18 protein-coding genes are annotated in these 13,129 nt (G+C 60.1%); 6 read left to right on the top strand and 12 right to left on the bottom strand.

Annotated elements, in window-relative coordinates; translation table 11 throughout:
- Positions 1–63 precede the first annotated feature (63 nt).
- Genes JET14_RS15395 through JET14_RS15385 form a run of 3 tightly spaced genes read right to left on the bottom strand, consistent with a single transcriptional unit; the run spans position 64 to position 1,754 of the window.
- Positions 64–576, bottom strand: coding sequence for a GNAT family N-acetyltransferase (locus JET14_RS15395; RefSeq protein ID WP_246750337.1), 513 nt, complete (start codon positions 574–576; stop codon positions 64–66).
- Between the two features lie 12 nt (positions 577–588).
- Positions 589–1,158: a YbhB/YbcL family Raf kinase inhibitor-like protein gene (locus tag JET14_RS15390; protein WP_200334641.1), complete on the bottom strand. Its 570-nt coding sequence runs from the start codon at positions 1,156–1,158 to the stop codon at positions 589–591.
- On the bottom strand, positions 1,155–1,754 hold the full coding sequence (locus JET14_RS15385; protein WP_246750336.1) for a cupin domain-containing protein: 600 nt from the start codon (positions 1,752–1,754) through the stop codon (positions 1,155–1,157). The genes JET14_RS15390 and JET14_RS15385 overlap by 4 nt, the downstream gene beginning before the upstream one ends.
- A 103-nt stretch (positions 1,755–1,857) precedes the next feature.
- Here JET14_RS15385 and JET14_RS15380 point away from each other — a divergent pair, with 103 nt between their 5' ends.
- Genes JET14_RS15380 through JET14_RS15370 form a run of 3 tightly spaced genes read left to right on the top strand, consistent with a single transcriptional unit; the run spans position 1,858 to position 4,491 of the window.
- On the top strand, positions 1,858–2,808 hold the full coding sequence (locus JET14_RS15380) for an alpha/beta hydrolase family protein (RefSeq protein ID WP_114215851.1): 951 nt from the start codon (positions 1,858–1,860) through the stop codon (positions 2,806–2,808).
- Entirely contained in the window at positions 2,805–3,257 is a 453-nt protein-coding gene (locus JET14_RS15375) for a GNAT family N-acetyltransferase (RefSeq protein WP_200334640.1), read from the top strand. The genes JET14_RS15380 and JET14_RS15375 overlap by 4 nt, the downstream gene beginning before the upstream one ends.
- Positions 3,258–3,282: 25 nt before the next feature.
- On the top strand, positions 3,283–4,491 hold the full coding sequence (locus JET14_RS15370; protein ID WP_200334638.1) for a tetratricopeptide repeat protein: 1,209 nt from the start codon (positions 3,283–3,285) through the stop codon (positions 4,489–4,491).
- Positions 4,492–4,547: 56 nt separating this feature from the next.
- Here the strand turns inward: JET14_RS15370 and JET14_RS15365 are convergent, their stop codons facing one another.
- From JET14_RS15365 to JET14_RS15355, 3 genes are read right to left on the bottom strand one after another with little or no spacing between them, the layout of a single operon-like run.
- Positions 4,548–4,910, bottom strand: coding sequence for a cupin domain-containing protein (locus tag JET14_RS15365; RefSeq protein ID WP_200334636.1), 363 nt, complete (start codon positions 4,908–4,910; stop codon positions 4,548–4,550).
- Entirely contained in the window at positions 4,907–5,299 is a 393-nt protein-coding gene (locus JET14_RS15360; protein ID WP_200334634.1) for a nuclear transport factor 2 family protein, read from the bottom strand. Before JET14_RS15360 ends, JET14_RS15365 begins: the two co-directional genes overlap by 4 nt.
- Positions 5,296–5,934, bottom strand: a complete 639-nt coding sequence (locus JET14_RS15355; protein ID WP_234187005.1) for a LysE family translocator — start codon at positions 5,932–5,934, stop codon at positions 5,296–5,298. Before JET14_RS15355 ends, JET14_RS15360 begins: the two co-directional genes overlap by 4 nt.
- A gap of 87 nt (positions 5,935–6,021) precedes the next feature.
- On the opposite strand from JET14_RS15355, the gene JET14_RS15350 reads away from it, so the two are divergent.
- From JET14_RS15350 to JET14_RS15340, 3 genes are all read left to right on the top strand, one after another.
- The gene (locus JET14_RS15350; protein WP_200334632.1) at positions 6,022–6,597 is read left to right on the top strand and encodes a 2'-5' RNA ligase family protein; all 576 of its coding nucleotides are present in this window, start codon (positions 6,022–6,024) and stop codon (positions 6,595–6,597) included.
- A gap of 128 nt (positions 6,598–6,725) precedes the next feature.
- On the top strand, positions 6,726–7,202 hold the full coding sequence (locus tag JET14_RS15345; protein WP_114215846.1) for a PaaI family thioesterase: 477 nt from the start codon (positions 6,726–6,728) through the stop codon (positions 7,200–7,202).
- A 44-nt stretch (positions 7,203–7,246) separates the two neighbouring features.
- The gene (locus tag JET14_RS15340; RefSeq protein WP_246750335.1) at positions 7,247–8,233 is read left to right on the top strand and encodes a LysR family transcriptional regulator; all 987 of its coding nucleotides are present in this window, start codon (positions 7,247–7,249) and stop codon (positions 8,231–8,233) included.
- Here JET14_RS15340 and JET14_RS15335 read toward each other — a convergent pair.
- From JET14_RS15335 to trbK-alt, 6 genes are read right to left on the bottom strand one after another with little or no spacing between them, the layout of a single operon-like run.
- Positions 8,178–8,405 carry a DUF2274 domain-containing protein gene (locus tag JET14_RS15335; protein ID WP_200334628.1) on the bottom strand — a complete coding sequence of 76 codons (228 nt, stop codon included), beginning with the start codon at positions 8,403–8,405 and terminating at the stop codon, positions 8,178–8,180. The two genes, JET14_RS15340 and JET14_RS15335, sit on opposite strands and share 56 nt — an antisense overlap.
- 2 nt (positions 8,406–8,407) lie before the next feature.
- Positions 8,408–9,661 carry a TrbI/VirB10 family protein gene (locus JET14_RS15330; RefSeq protein WP_432443042.1) on the bottom strand — a complete coding sequence of 418 codons (1,254 nt, stop codon included), beginning with the start codon at positions 9,659–9,661 and terminating at the stop codon, positions 8,408–8,410.
- Complete coding sequence (trbG, locus tag JET14_RS15325; RefSeq protein ID WP_200334626.1) at positions 9,658–10,683, bottom strand: P-type conjugative transfer protein TrbG; 1,026 nt, start codon at positions 10,681–10,683, stop codon at positions 9,658–9,660. The genes JET14_RS15330 and trbG overlap by 4 nt, the downstream gene beginning before the upstream one ends.
- Positions 10,680–11,363: a conjugal transfer protein TrbF gene (gene trbF / locus JET14_RS15320; RefSeq protein ID WP_200334624.1), complete on the bottom strand. Its 684-nt coding sequence runs from the start codon at positions 11,361–11,363 to the stop codon at positions 10,680–10,682. The genes trbG and trbF overlap by 4 nt, the downstream gene beginning before the upstream one ends.
- Before the next feature lie 2 nt (positions 11,364–11,365).
- Positions 11,366–12,736, bottom strand: a complete 1,371-nt coding sequence (trbL, locus tag JET14_RS15315; RefSeq protein ID WP_200334622.1) for a P-type conjugative transfer protein TrbL — start codon at positions 12,734–12,736, stop codon at positions 11,366–11,368.
- A 1-nt stretch (position 12,737) separates the two neighbouring features.
- On the bottom strand, positions 12,738–13,124 hold the full coding sequence (trbK-alt, locus tag JET14_RS15310) for a putative entry exclusion protein TrbK-alt (protein WP_200334620.1): 387 nt from the start codon (positions 13,122–13,124) through the stop codon (positions 12,738–12,740).
- Positions 13,125–13,129 lie beyond the last annotated feature (5 nt).

Here is a 13,129-nt window from a genome sequence, read left to right as displayed (position 1 = left end):
GAACGGCCCCGATGAGGTGGATGCCCGCAAACCTGGTGACTAGGAGATTGAGGATGCTCTGCCTCACCAAGAGCCGCCATCGCCCAACCACAACACGTAGCTTTTCCAGGATGCTGCTTTGGCAAAGCGCTCATAGGTCCGAAGCGCAGCTGCATTGTCCTCTGGCACAAGCCATCTCAGATGAATCCAACCGCGCGCTCTGCCGATCAATGCTACCGCCTGGACCATTTCTTGCGCCAGACGCTGGCCGCGAGCGCCAGCAGCCACGTAGAGGTCGTCGAGCTGTCCGGCGCGTCCGTTTGAAATTGCTTCCGGCAGATCGAAGAAAACGGCGAATGCCGACAGTTTGCCGTCCAGGAAACCGCCTATCACCTCGGCCGTCTGGCTCGACAGCAAGGCGGTGGCAGCCTCCTGACGGAGGTTCTCTGTCTCTGAGGCGGGGTACATCTCTGCGCAATAAGCGTTAAGGAGCGGCGCCAGATGCGCCGTGTCTTGGCTGGAAAGCTGGCGAATGACCAGACGTCCTGCCGTTGCGCCTTGCGAGTCCGCCACCGGTCTGTCTTCAGCCTTTTTCAAACGGTTATTGTCTCAGCGTCCAAAATAACCGGCAATGCTTGCTTTCGCGAGCACGTGGCTATTGATCATGTAACTGGCCATTGCGCCAGAAGAGGTAACCGCCAATGGCAGTGTGCTGACATTAAGTGCATACACCGTAACCACGTAACGATGCGGCTGGGCACCAACTGGTGGGCATGGGCCACGATACCCGGAGATGCCAAAGTCGGTGTTTGTCGAGAGCGCTTCTCTGGGTTGGGATCGCTCCGGCAAGCTGGTGACATCCGCGGGGATGTTTACGAGAATCCAGTGCCACCAACCGCTATCTGTAGGCGCGTCCGGATCGAACATTGTGACAGCGAAGCTCTTCGTTTCTGGAGGAGCGTCACGCCATTGCAAAGCAGGAGAAATATTCTGCCCTTCGCAACCCAAACTGTTAAGCGCATGGCGCAGAGGTATTATTCCTCCGTTCTCGAAGGACGAACTCGTCATTTCCATTGCGAGCGCTGATGTCGGCAACAAAGCGGCCGCAATGAAAAGTGTCTGCATCCAACTCGCAGGTATGGCGAAAAGTGCACTTCTCTTGTTCTGACTCCACTTCATTCCTCCCCCTCCCAATATCCGACAGCAGCATTTTTCTTCACGGTTAGTTCCAGGCTTCGGGCTGCTTTTTCACCACCCGGCGCGGAGCCCGCGAAAACCGCCACCTTGCCACTATCGGGATATTCCAGGACGTCGGGCTCATTCATTGTGCTGACCGCTAGGTAGCGCAGCGGTTTGGAGCCTGCTGCCCGCAGTTGATGAGCTGTTTCAACGCCACCGGCGGGGCAAACGACGACATCACCAGCGCTTACGTCGTGTTCTTCCTCGCCATATCGCAGCACGCCGGCCCCGGCCAGAATGACAAAGAGCTCGTCATTCGCGTGGTGACAATGAAAGGGCCAAGCCTTTTTGCCCGGGGGAATTTCAACGTAGCGAGCGCCAAGTCGCTTAGCGCCAAACGGTGCCGCGACGGCAGCCATGTGCGCTTCATAGGCTCCACCATGCGATTGTGTCCGAAGCGGCAGTTCTCGAAGGCGAACGATTGGATGCATCGACTTTCCCTGGCTGATTTCAAACTTTTCGCCAAATGAGCCTGCAATCCTAACGAAAACAAATGAGCGCTTCTCACGCCATATGGAGGGATGCTCATTCGACAATCTGCATCCGGGCGAAGAAAAAACGGATACTTGAAAGTAACAATCGAGAGGCGTCAGCGTGATAAACCACGGACGCGGAACAGAGGTTGCTGGTGTCCGGGAGATGCCGAACCAAGCATTGTCAGTGTGCCTTGAAACAGACGATGGCCGGCTTCTCGGCGGGTTTCTATGGCGACACGGCGGTGTTGCGGCCGCGCGCCCGATCGTGATCATCAGCGCCGCGACGTCTGTAAGGTGCCGCTACTACTCGCGCTTCGCTGACTACCTGTTTCTCAACGGATTCGATGTGCTCACCTTCGATTACCGGGGGATCGGCGAATCTCGGCCAAAATCCCTGCGCGGTTTCCGTGCCGACTGGGTGGATTGGGGCGCGCACGATCTGGAGGCGGCGCTCGCATACGCTGAACGCACTTTTCCGGGGCAGGAAATCCATGTCGTCGGCCATTCGATCGGGGGCTTTGCGATCGGGCTTGCGCCCTCGAACCGGCGGATCGGGCGCATTCTCACCGTCGGATCCCAATTCGCCTATTGGCGGGATTACGGCGAGGCCGAACGCCCGCGCATGTATATCAAGTGGCACATCGTCATGCCGCTGCTGACACGGATGTTCGGCTACTTTCCGGCCAAACGGCTTGGCTGGATGGAGGATACGCCCGCAGGCGTGGTCCGGGACTGGAGCCGAATGAAGGCCCGGTTCGAGCATACCGTGCGGCAGGATCTTTTCATCGGTGGGGAGCGGGAATCCGAAATCCTGCAAAGACGCTTCACCAGGGTGACGGCGCCCATGCTCGCGATTGGCCTTGAAGACGACCCGCACGGCACCCCGGCAGCCCTCAACCGGCTGCTCGCCTATTTCACGTCCAGCCACCGGCATCATTGGCGCATTGCCCCAGCGGACATCGGCGTATCATCCATCGGACACTTCGCCTTTTTCCATGACCGGTTCAGGGACAGTCTGTGGCCACTCGCGCTTGGCTGGCTGCGCGCGGGCGAGATCCCGGCCGACGCGCCCGGCCTTCTGCTCGATGAAGCAACTCCAGGGACAACGACATGACGATAACGATCAAGGCCGCAAGCCACGCAGACAGAGGCGGCTGGGAAAAACTCTGGGCAGAAAACCGCGCGCATTTCGGTGCCGGGGACATGGACGAGGCGGTCATCGCCGGGCTGTGGCAGCGCGTACGCGATCCTTCCTCACCGATGAATGCCTGGCTCGCGTTTCAGGCTGGAGAACCTGTGGGGCTGGCGCATACAATTCTCCATCCCCACACATTCTCGCTCCGCCTCGTCTGCTATCTCGAAGACCTTTGGGTTTCTCCCCTGCACAGGGGCCGGGGCGTTGCGACGAGGCTCATCGAACATCTGGAGGTTCTGGGCAGGCAGGAGGGCTGGCGTCGCCTCTACTGGGAAACGGCCGAGGACAACGCGGCCGCCCGACACCTGTATGACCGCGTGGCGACGCTGAGGCCGATGGCGACTTACCAGATCGAGCTGGCTAACTGAGGGTTGCCAATGGCGAGAACCACCCATGACCCATGCCACCGCCATCTTTGATCTGAGTCTTGCGTTGGAGGCGTATGGCGCCGACCGCCTCGGCGAGGCCGAAAGTATCTGCCGCACTATCTGTGCGCAAGACCCGCCGCCAGTCGATGCGATGCACCTTCTCGGACTGATCGAAATGGCGCAAGGAAGGCTGGAGGCAGCAGTCGAAACGCTGACAGCCGTGACCAAATTTCAACCCGACGACGCAACGGCCCGGAACAATCTCGGCATTGCGCTGCGGAAGCACGGCAGATTGCCGGAAGCGATCGCCGCGTTCGAGAACGCCGTCGCCTGCCGCCCGACTTATCCGAACGCTCTCTACAACCTGGCTGTCGCATTGACCGATACGGGCAACAGAGGCTCGGCAATCGAACCCTTGCGCCGGTGCCTGTCACACGCGCCCGACCATGCCGGCGCCCGCTTCCTGCTCGGGGATCTGCTGGTCGATGCCGGCGATCATGAAGAGGCCACCGCCCATCTGGAGAGATATCTGGGCGAAAATCCGGACGACGTCGATGGCGCCCGCATGCGTCTGGCGCAGATGAACAGGGGGCCGGTCCCCTCAAGGGCTTCCGCGGCGCAGCTCGACCAACTCTATTCATCCAAGGCGCGCGACTGGGATCTGGCGGACGGTTATCTGGCGCATCGCCATGTCAGCGACGCGCTCGCCCGGCTGTTGCCTCGACACGGCAACCGGATCCTCGACATGGGATGCGGAACCGGACTGGTCGGTGGCCTGCTGCGAGATCGGGCCGCGCATCTGGCGGGCATTGATCTGTCCGGGGCGATGCTGTCAGTCGCGAGACAAAAATCGCTTTACGACACGCTTGTCCGTGACGATCTGGCGTCGTTTCTCTCCGCCACCTCGCTTCGGTTTAATGCGGTCGCGGCTGCGGCCGTCCTGATCCATTTCGGAGACCTGGCCACAATCCTCCCGAGCGTCGCCAATATCATGGATCCCGGAGGCCTATTTGCCTTCACAGTCTATCCAAATGACAAAGGAGACCGTCTTGGCTTTGGTCCCTGCATCAACCCGGAACTCGCCAGGTCGGGCTGTTTTTCCCACGGCTCCGCCTATATTGAGGCGATAGCCGAGCGCTCAGGCTTCAAGCTTCTTGAACAAGGCGAGGTTGTGCACGAATTCAGCGAAGGGCATATCGAAATGGGGCTGCTGACCGTTTTACAGTGTCGCTGATCGCACAACCTGACCACCAGAGGCAATTTTGCGTGACGATAGCCGTCGATCCAAGCTCAAGCCCCCCAATTCGTTGGGTCGGCGGGGTAGCGGTCACCGGATGTACTTGGGCTGGATGAGAGCAGGAATATAAGATCGGAAACGTCGTCGTTTCTGACCCAGTGCGGTTGCCCGGCCGGTATATGCATTCCTTGGCCCGGACCAATGAGAGTGACGCCGATGGGGGTGAGGATCGTCATTTGCCCATCCAGCACATAAAAGAATTGATGCGCCTCACGATGTACATGGGGCTCTTCAGCCGTCGCCGGCGGCATTGTTTCCTGCCTCACCTGAAGGTGCTCGAGGTCAAGCAGGCGCCAGCCCGAACAGCCGTTTCCCCAACGATAGAAATTCTCGCTTGAAGGTTCGACGGGTCTCATTGCGACGGCTCCGAAACATCCGCGCCATAAAACGCCTCGCCATAAACTTGCAGTCCATTCTCGAACCGCATGAGTTCGCATGCTCGAAGAGTCTTTCCACCGGCATGCGACACGTAGTGGACCAGAACGGTTTGCGCGTTCTCGTCACAGGCGATGGATTCAAGTCTAAATTCCAGGTCGGGAACGGCGGCGAGGGCTTTCGTCCAGTAGTCATAAAGCGCATCTCGGCCTCGCACCGTTGCGTCTCCGGTCACGATTGCCGCCCTCGGGCTAACGAATACAACCGACTTGGAAAATGGTGTGATCACCGCATCGACGTCGTGGCGGTTCCATGCTTCGATCCATGTAGTTGCATGATTTTCGAGATCTTTGCGTGAAAGAAAATTCATAGCCAAAACAATCCTGCTGTCAGTGCCGCGAGCGCGGACATGCTGCGATTTATGAGAAGAAGTTTCGATGGATCGTGAAGCACTTGTCGCAGTCCAGCCCCGAAGGCCGCCCACACCGCCAAGCATGGAATGCCGACAACGGTGAAAATCGCTGAGGCAAAGACAAGCTGGATCAGATAGCCGTTATCTGGAGAAATAAAGGCCGCGATGACGGTTACCGCAATCAGCCAGGCCTTGGGGTTTACGAACTGGAATGCGGCAGCCTGGAAAAAAGAAACCGGCTTTGCCAAAGAGGCATCGGGCATCTCGGCGGCACGCCAGAGTTTGTAAGCAAGCCAGAGCAGGTAAGCCGTGCCAATAATTTTCAAAAAAATCTGGATACGGGGCTCAAGTGCAAAGACAGCCCCAAGGCCAGCTCCGACCGACATCAATTGAACGGCAACACCAAAAGGAATTCCGAGAATATGTGGCCATGTTCGTGCCATGCCAAAGACAAGGCCTGATGTGGTGAGCATCAGGTTGTTCGGCCCCGGCGTGATCGTCATCACGAAAGCATAAAGTGCGAGGCCGGTAAGTGTTGCGGTTTCCATCCAGAGATCCGTTTGCAGGCCATCTCGATACTGAAAAATGGCCATACATACCTGTCATTGAATGGAGAGAGACGCTGCTGAGAATTCATCATGCAAAGATGAGCCTTTCTCTCTCGCTTGCCGGCGAACCAAATGCACGATGTCGGGAACACAATGAATTTCCAGCGCTTTCAAGGATCAGATGGACCCATGCCATTGGCTATAGCTGCACGATTGGACGATCACCTTTCCAAGACAATAGACCGGTTAAGGCAAGATCTCCTCGTTCGGGCTCCGAACGCAGAAAAGCAGCTGGACTATCCACCACACATCACCTTGGCAGTGATAGAGGACGGTGAACGCGTTGATCCCATGATTCAGCAACTCGCCGCAGCTTGCCAAAATACTGGCCAGCTCAAAATAAAAATGAGTCACTTTGGAATATTTTCAGGGATCCCATCCTATGTTTTTCTGGCACCTGTCGTAACTCAATCGCTCCTTGCACTTCATGAGAATATCGCGGAAGCCGTTCGAGGGCAGCAAATACACGAACATCATTTGGTTGGTAGTTGGGTACCTCATGTCACGGTCGCAACGCTCAAAGGAAAGCCGGAGAAGGCTTTGGAAGCAGCGATGTGCAATTTCGACCATCACGACGGTCATATTACGGCGATCGAGCTTGTGCAGTTTCCGCCAGTCGAAATTCTGGCAAGTTTCCCTCTCCAGTAGAACTTTCAACGACGATGGTGGACGGAAAGAACCTGAGTTTTTCTCAGCATCCTGTCAGGGCTTTTCACTCCAGTATGTCGCCACCTCCCGGTAGTTTTGGCATCCAGGGTCATTGCTCCGGAGGTGTCATGAAAAGGGTTATTGGCAGTGCCGTAGACGCAAGCGTTGAGCAGCGGGTTCGTGACAGCTTTCGTCGCCAGGGGCTGATGAGCCATTTGGGCGCGACACTGTCCGAAATTCGCCAGGGACTGGTATCTGTCCAGATGCCTTTCCGGCCTGAGCTTTCGCAGCAGCACGGTTATTTCCATGCAGGAGGAACTTCCGCGATCGCGGATTCTGCCGGCGGCTATGCCGCTTTTACGCTCTTCCCGGAGTTCAGCTCGGTTCTCACCGTGGAATTCAAGATCAATCTGCTGAACCCGGCTCTAGGCGATAAACTCGAAGCGCTAGGCAAAGTGATCAAGGCCGGAAAGACGCTCACAATCTGTCAATTAGAAGTGTTTGCCGACTCTGCTGATGGCGGAACGCTTGTGGCAATTGGTCAGCAAACGCTGATTTGCATGATGGGCCGCCGGGATTCGCTGTCGCACGCTAACCCCAAATAGGTGGTTGTATTGTGTGTAGACGCAGGGCCTGAAAGGAGCGAGTTGTGTGTGAAGTACCCCTTTCCCCCTCCTTGACACAGATGCCGAATGCCATCGCGCTACGTCACCTACGATACTTTGTTGCCGCAACGGAGGAAGGGAGCTTCCGCAAAGCGGCGCTATCCTTATCGGTGCAGGAGTCTTCCGTCAGTAGACGAATTCGTAATCTCGAGGATCAAATCGGCGCTTCGCTCTTTCACCGCCACAGCTCCGGCGTAGCTCTTACCGTAGCTGGTGAACGCTTTCTTCCTGCCGCCCGTAAGGCTCTCAGAACCTTGACGGAGGGAACTAGAGATATCCAAGTCATCGCGCGAGGCGACCTGGGATCGGTAAGGATTGGCATATTTTCTTCGCTGGCATCGGGATTTCTTGCAGACTTGTTCCAAGCATATGGAACCAATCACATTCAGGTTCGGATGGACTTCATTGATGGCAGCCCCGCGGATCACCTATCAGCTATCCGCCGCCTTGAAATTGACGTAGCCTTTTTAACTGGAACTTCCAAACGTCCGGATTACGACTCCGCAGAGTTGTGGTCAGAGAAGGTGTTTGTCGCTTTGCCCGAGCATCATCACTTGACTGCCAAAACCGAAGTAAAATGGACTGATCTGGCCGATTCAACGTTTATTGTCAGTGACGCGCCGCCAGGTCAGGAAATTCACGATTTTCTCGTGATGCGATTGGCCGAACTGGGACATCATCCGCAAATCGAGCCCCAATGTGTAGGGCGAGATAATCTTTTACCCTTGGTGGCATTCGGCCGCGGAATCACGGTTACAAGCGAATCCACGACAGCTGCCTGTTTTCCTGGTGTTGCCTACCGCCCTATCGAAGGAGAACGTCTGCCATTTTGTGCGGTATGGTCTCCTCGGAACGACAATCCAGCTTTTCGCAGGTTGTTGAGCTTGGCCAAGCATCTATCGAAATCAAGAATCTCTAGGCAGACGAACGTTGGCGCTTGGCCTTCGCAAAACCTCGGTCTGTCGCAATGAACCGTTCCAGCATGGGCACGATCAAGCGGACGGGATCGGCGGGCGCATGCCCTCCCTCCCTGCCGAGAATTTCGGCATAGGCGGCGAGGTCGCGATGGAGACTCGTAGGCAGTTCCACCGTGACTTTGACCGGCTTGTCATCAGCGATCGGACCAAGTTTCAACTTCGTCATGGTCAGCCTCCATAGGGTTCAAGTACGAGATCGTGCGTGACGATCACGCGGACGGGGAAGCCCGGACGGATCGTCAATGTCGGCGCGATATTGAGCTGGCGGCTGACAATCTGCTGTCCGGTCTGGTTGATGCTGTCGCCAGCGCCCTGGCGCAGGGCACGCACGATCTCGCTTTCCTCGTTCGACGAACTGGCCTTCGAACCGATGCTGAGCAGCGTCGAGAGCGCGGCAGCCTTGAACAGTTCGCCCCAGTGATAATCGACACCATCCTCCAAGCCGGCATAGCCTTGCGTGTCTGCGCCTGGCTGGCGTTCCAGCACGATCGAACGGCCGTTCGGGAAAATCAGCCGGTTCCAGACGAGCAGGATGCGGCGCTGGCCGAAACCGATGCCGTTGTCATACTGACCGATGACACGCGTGCCCTGAGGGATGAGCAGGATGCGCCCGGTCGGGCTGTCATAGATGTTCTCCGTCACCTGCGCCGTGATCTGGCCGGGCAGGTCGGAACGAATGCCGGTGATGAGCGCGGCGGAAATCACCGCGCCGGCCTGAAGGGTGTTTGCCGATGCCGGAGCGGCGACGCGATCGGTCGACACGGTGCGTTTGTCGGGCGTCTGGTTGAGGAAGGCGAGCTGCCGATCCTGCGCCGAGGGCGTCGCTGGCTGCGGCGCGAGGCCGAGACTGGTCAGATCCGGCAAGGGCGTCGTTGTGGTTGTTGTCGTGGTGGCGGGCGAGGCCATGTTGCGCGTCTCGGTCGAAGTGAAGAGGCGCGCGGTCCTAGCGGCCTCCAACTCCTGCAATCGGCGCTGTTCCTCGGCGCTGAGGCCGGGCTGCGCGGCGGGGGTGCCGATCCGTGACGACGTCACAGGCTGGCCGCGGTTCTGCGCATCGAGGATCGGGCGGCCGAGATCGCCTGGCAGCGGTGGGCCGAGGACCGGGCCGGTATAGTCCTTCGGAAGCGTGTTTAGGCCATCGGGTGTCGGCCGGTTGTCGGTCGAATACAGCTCCTCGTTCGACCGGCCGTCATGCTGCACCTGAAGCGCATAGATCAGCGCGCCACCGATACCAACACCGGCGACCAGACCGAGACCAGCCAGCACTTTGCGCGAGAGCCGGGTGACGCGCGGCGGCTCCGGACGCAGCCGCATCGGCGCGGCCGGTTCTCCGGTCAACGGCCGGGCATCATCGTCGGACTCCGGCTGGGGTTCCAGCCCGGACTTGCGGCCTTCCTCCTTATCGGGATCGATCTCGTTCACGACGCAGGCCTCCCGTCAGTCCGGGAGATGCGCACGCGCTTCTGGTTCTTGGCTGCGCCGAAGCGTAGCTCGGCGGCGGCGAACAGCCGGTCGATGACCATGTAGTTGCCGCGCACCCGGTAGTTAACCAGCTCGGACGTGTCGCCTTCGGGGCCGACGACGAAGAGCGGCGGCATCTCGCCCTGACCGATGCCGCGCGGGAATTCGATGAAGACCTGTTTGCCGTCGTCGAAGGCGCGTAGCGGCCGCCACGGCGCGCGATCGCCCGTCACCTGGTATCGGAAATTGACGCGGGACAGATCGACGCCACTGGCGACGGGCTGTACGGCCTGCGCCTCAGTATTCTGGCGACGCAGCGCGATGAGTTGGTCCTGCGGATACTGCCAGGAAACCGAAGCCATGTAGGTCTTCTCGGTCGAGCGCAACTCCATATGATAGGTGCGCAGGCTGGTATTGATGACGAGATTGGTCATCAGCTCCGTGCGCGTGGGCTTCACCAGGATATGGATCTGCTTGGTCGCGCCTGTGCCGCTTTCGGTGTCGCCGATGATCCAGCGGACGGTATCGCCGGCGGCGACCGGGCCGGAGCCAACGAGGGTTTCGCCGGGCTGCAGCGCGATATCGGTGATCTGACCGACGGCGGTGTAGACCTGATAGAGCGCGCCTTGAGTGAAGGGATAGACCTGCATGGAATTGATGAAGCCGTCACGGACGGGTTGGATGCGGGCGGCGGCGTTTGCCTGATTGACGCGGGCGGCGGGATCAGTGGGCTCCGGCGTCCGGCGTGAGGCTTCGACCGGCTTCATCTGACCGGGAAGCGGCAGCGGCTTTGGCAGTTCGACCACCGTGACGGGTGCGGGCGGATCGACTGTCTGCACGGCGGGCGCGGCATCGTCGTAGGAGATTTCCGGGGGCTTCTGCATCGTTGCGCAGCCTGCAAGCGCCGAGGTGCAAACGAGGAGAGCCAAGAAAGCGGATTTGCGGAAAGCCGGCCTCCCGGCGGCGCGGAAGGTCGGTGTCATTGTCCAAGCTCCTTCGACCAGTTGATGGCGTTGACATAGATTCCAAGCGGATTGGCCCGGAGTTTTTCGGGGTCGCGTGGTATCTGCACGGCGACGGTGAGGATGGCGGACCACCGTTCGGTGGAGGCGAGCGAGCCGTCCTGATAGCGGCGCTCGATCCAGGCGACGCGGAACGAGTCTGGTGAGGCCCGGATCACGCTGGAGACCTCGATGGCGATCTGCTGCTTGCCAACCTTGGTGAAGGGATCGTTGGCGCGGGCATAATCGTTGAGCGCGAGCGCCCCGGCCTGCGTGGTGAAGTCGTAGGCCCGAAGCCAGTTTTGCCGGACGATGATCGCGTCGGCCGGGATCGAGCGGACCTCTTCGATGAAGCGGGCGAGATGAAAGGCGATCTGCGGATCGGTCGGGCGATAGTCGGCGACGGCCGGTGCCACGGCTTGCGCTTGGCCGAGCTTGTCGACCTGAACCACCCAGGGAACGATTGAGCCGCTCATCGACTGCCAGACCAGTGCGGCCGACAATCCGGCTGAGAGCGCCAGTGATCCGAAGGCCATGAAGCGCCAGTTGCGGGCCTGCACGCGGGCGGAACCGATGCGGTCGTCCCAGACCTGGGCGGCGCGCTGGTAGGGCGTCTCGGGTTGTGGTGATTTACCGTAGTGAGTGGTGGGTCGTTTGAACATGGTCAGTCGCTTTCGGAGAGGTTGACGGAAGAGCCGCCGCCATGGCTGTCGCCCGACTTGACCGCGTGAGCTGCGGCCTGGACGCCGTGGGACATCTGCTGCGAACGCTTCAGGCGCTTCGCCCAGGCGGGTGGGCCGTCGGTGGCGGGAGATGGGGATGCGGCGGACGCCGAAGCGGCCTCGGCGTCGGCTTCGCCGCCTATCGTGCCAGCGGTGGACGATCCGCCGGTCATTTCGAAGGCTGCGCGTGCCCCGGACTGGTAACTGGACTTGAAACCATCAGCGGTTTGGGTTGCTGCGCGTTTCAACGGCGAGATGGCGGCTTGGGCGCCGGCGCTGGCGACATTGCCGAGACCCGACGCCACAGCCGATGCGCCGGATTGGCCGGCAGCGCCCAGGCTGTAGGCGGTCGAGGCGCCGCCCGCGAGCGCAGCCCCGCCACGGGCAGCGGCAGCAGCGCCGCCGGCAAGGGCAGCGCCACCAGATGCGACGGCGCCTACCGTGGCCGCACCCGCCGCGACCATGCCACCAACGGCGAGACCCGTGCCGACAGCGGCACCAGCGCCAAGCTGCGGGCCGCCGGAGACCAGGCCATTGGCGATGCCGGGACCGAAGATGCCGAGGCCGAGCAGCGACAAAGCGGCGAGCACGATCGCCATGGCGTCGTCGATAGATGGGGTAGCACCGCCGAATCCGGCGGTGAACTCGGAGAACAGCGTCGAGCCGATGCCGATAATGACGGCGAGCACCAGCACCTTGATGCCGGACGAAATCACGTTGCCGAGCACGCGTTCGGCCATAAAGGCGGATTTGCCGAACAGGCCGAAAGGGATCAGCACGAATCCTGCGAGCGTCGTCAGCTTGAACTCGATCAGCGTCACGAAGAGCTGGACGGCGAGGACGAAGAAAGCGAGCAGCACCAGCATCCAGGCAAACAGCATGCAGGCGATCTGGATGAAGTTCTCGAAGAAGGACCAATAGCCCATCAGGTTCGAGATCGAGTCGAGCAGCGGGCGGCCGGCATTGAGGCCGGTCTGCGCCACCTTGCCGGGGCGAAGAAAGTCGGTGACGGTAAAGCCCGTGCCGGATGCCTTCAGGCCGAGGCCGGCAAAACTCTCGAAGACGATGCGGGCAAGATTGTTCCAGTTGCCGATGATGTAGGCGAAGACGCCGACGAAGAGCGTCTTCTTGACCAGGCGCGCGATGATGTCCTCATCGGCGCCCCACGACCAGAAGAGGGCTGCCAGCAACACATCGATGACGATCAGCGTGGTGGCGATGAAGGCGACCTCACCGCCGAGCAGGCCGAAGCCGCCATCAATGTAGCGGGTGAAGACCTCGAGGAAATGATCGATGACGCCGGTGCCGCCCATATCAGTGCGCTCCCGGCCGGACGGGTTCGGGTTGCGCGACCGGCGCGGTGTCCTTGATGGCCGTATCTTCGGTTGGGAAGAGCGTCACCGGCGCCTCCGTTGCGGGCGTCCTCGTTCCGCCCGGTTGGGAAGGTTTCGGGCTTTGACCCAGAAATCGGTCACGGGCCTTGGCCCAGACATCGAGGCAGGCGGGATCGCGGGTCGCCGCTTCGCCCATGTCGCGGCACCGGCGCAGGACCTGGCGAAGCGCATCGGTGTCGTCGCGCTCGTGGACGAGCGTGCGGACCTGCGGCTCCTCGGGCTTGCGGGTCACTTCTATGACCGTGGCGGTGATGGCGACGCCGACGAAGACGACGGCGCCGAGCCGGGCGAGCATCTTGCCGTCCATGGCGA

Source organism: Martelella lutilitoris (assembly GCF_016598595.1).
Classification (GTDB): domain Bacteria; phylum Pseudomonadota; class Alphaproteobacteria; order Rhizobiales; family Rhizobiaceae; genus Martelella; species Martelella lutilitoris_A.
The sequence above is the reverse complement of the archived record's forward strand: the minus strand, read 5'-3'. Positions and strand labels throughout refer to the sequence as shown.

Excerpts from the sequence above, each read along its gene's own strand:
- trbF (WP_200334624.1), bottom strand. The coding sequence starts at position 11,363 with ATGTTCAAACGACCCACCACTCACTACGGTAAATCACCACAACCCGAG.
- JET14_RS15350 (WP_200334632.1), top strand. The coding sequence starts at position 6,022 with ATGCACGATGTCGGGAACACAATGAATTTCCAGCGCTTTCAAGGATCA.
- JET14_RS15380 (WP_114215851.1), top strand. The coding sequence starts at position 1,858 with ATGCCGAACCAAGCATTGTCAGTGTGCCTTGAAACAGACGATGGCCGG.
- trbK-alt (WP_200334620.1), bottom strand. The coding sequence starts at position 13,124 with ATGGACGGCAAGATGCTCGCCCGGCTCGGCGCCGTCGTCTTCGTCGGC.
- JET14_RS15355 (WP_234187005.1), bottom strand. The coding sequence starts at position 5,934 with ATGGCCATTTTTCAGTATCGAGATGGCCTGCAAACGGATCTCTGGATG.
- trbG (WP_200334626.1), bottom strand. The coding sequence starts at position 10,683 with ATGACACCGACCTTCCGCGCCGCCGGGAGGCCGGCTTTCCGCAAATCC.
- JET14_RS15360 (WP_200334634.1), bottom strand. The coding sequence starts at position 5,299 with ATGAATTTTCTTTCACGCAAAGATCTCGAAAATCATGCAACTACATGG.
- JET14_RS15345 (WP_114215846.1), top strand. The coding sequence starts at position 6,726 with ATGAAAAGGGTTATTGGCAGTGCCGTAGACGCAAGCGTTGAGCAGCGG.
- JET14_RS15365 (WP_200334636.1), bottom strand. The coding sequence starts at position 4,910 with ATGAGACCCGTCGAACCTTCAAGCGAGAATTTCTATCGTTGGGGAAAC.
- trbL (WP_200334622.1), bottom strand. The coding sequence starts at position 12,736 with ATGGGCGGCACCGGCGTCATCGATCATTTCCTCGAGGTCTTCACCCGC.
- JET14_RS15390 (WP_200334641.1), bottom strand. The coding sequence starts at position 1,158 with ATGAAGTGGAGTCAGAACAAGAGAAGTGCACTTTTCGCCATACCTGCG.
- JET14_RS15370 (WP_200334638.1), top strand. The coding sequence starts at position 3,283 with ATGACCCATGCCACCGCCATCTTTGATCTGAGTCTTGCGTTGGAGGCG.
- JET14_RS15375 (WP_200334640.1), top strand. The coding sequence starts at position 2,805 with ATGACGATAACGATCAAGGCCGCAAGCCACGCAGACAGAGGCGGCTGG.
- JET14_RS15335 (WP_200334628.1), bottom strand. The coding sequence starts at position 8,405 with ATGACGAAGTTGAAACTTGGTCCGATCGCTGATGACAAGCCGGTCAAA.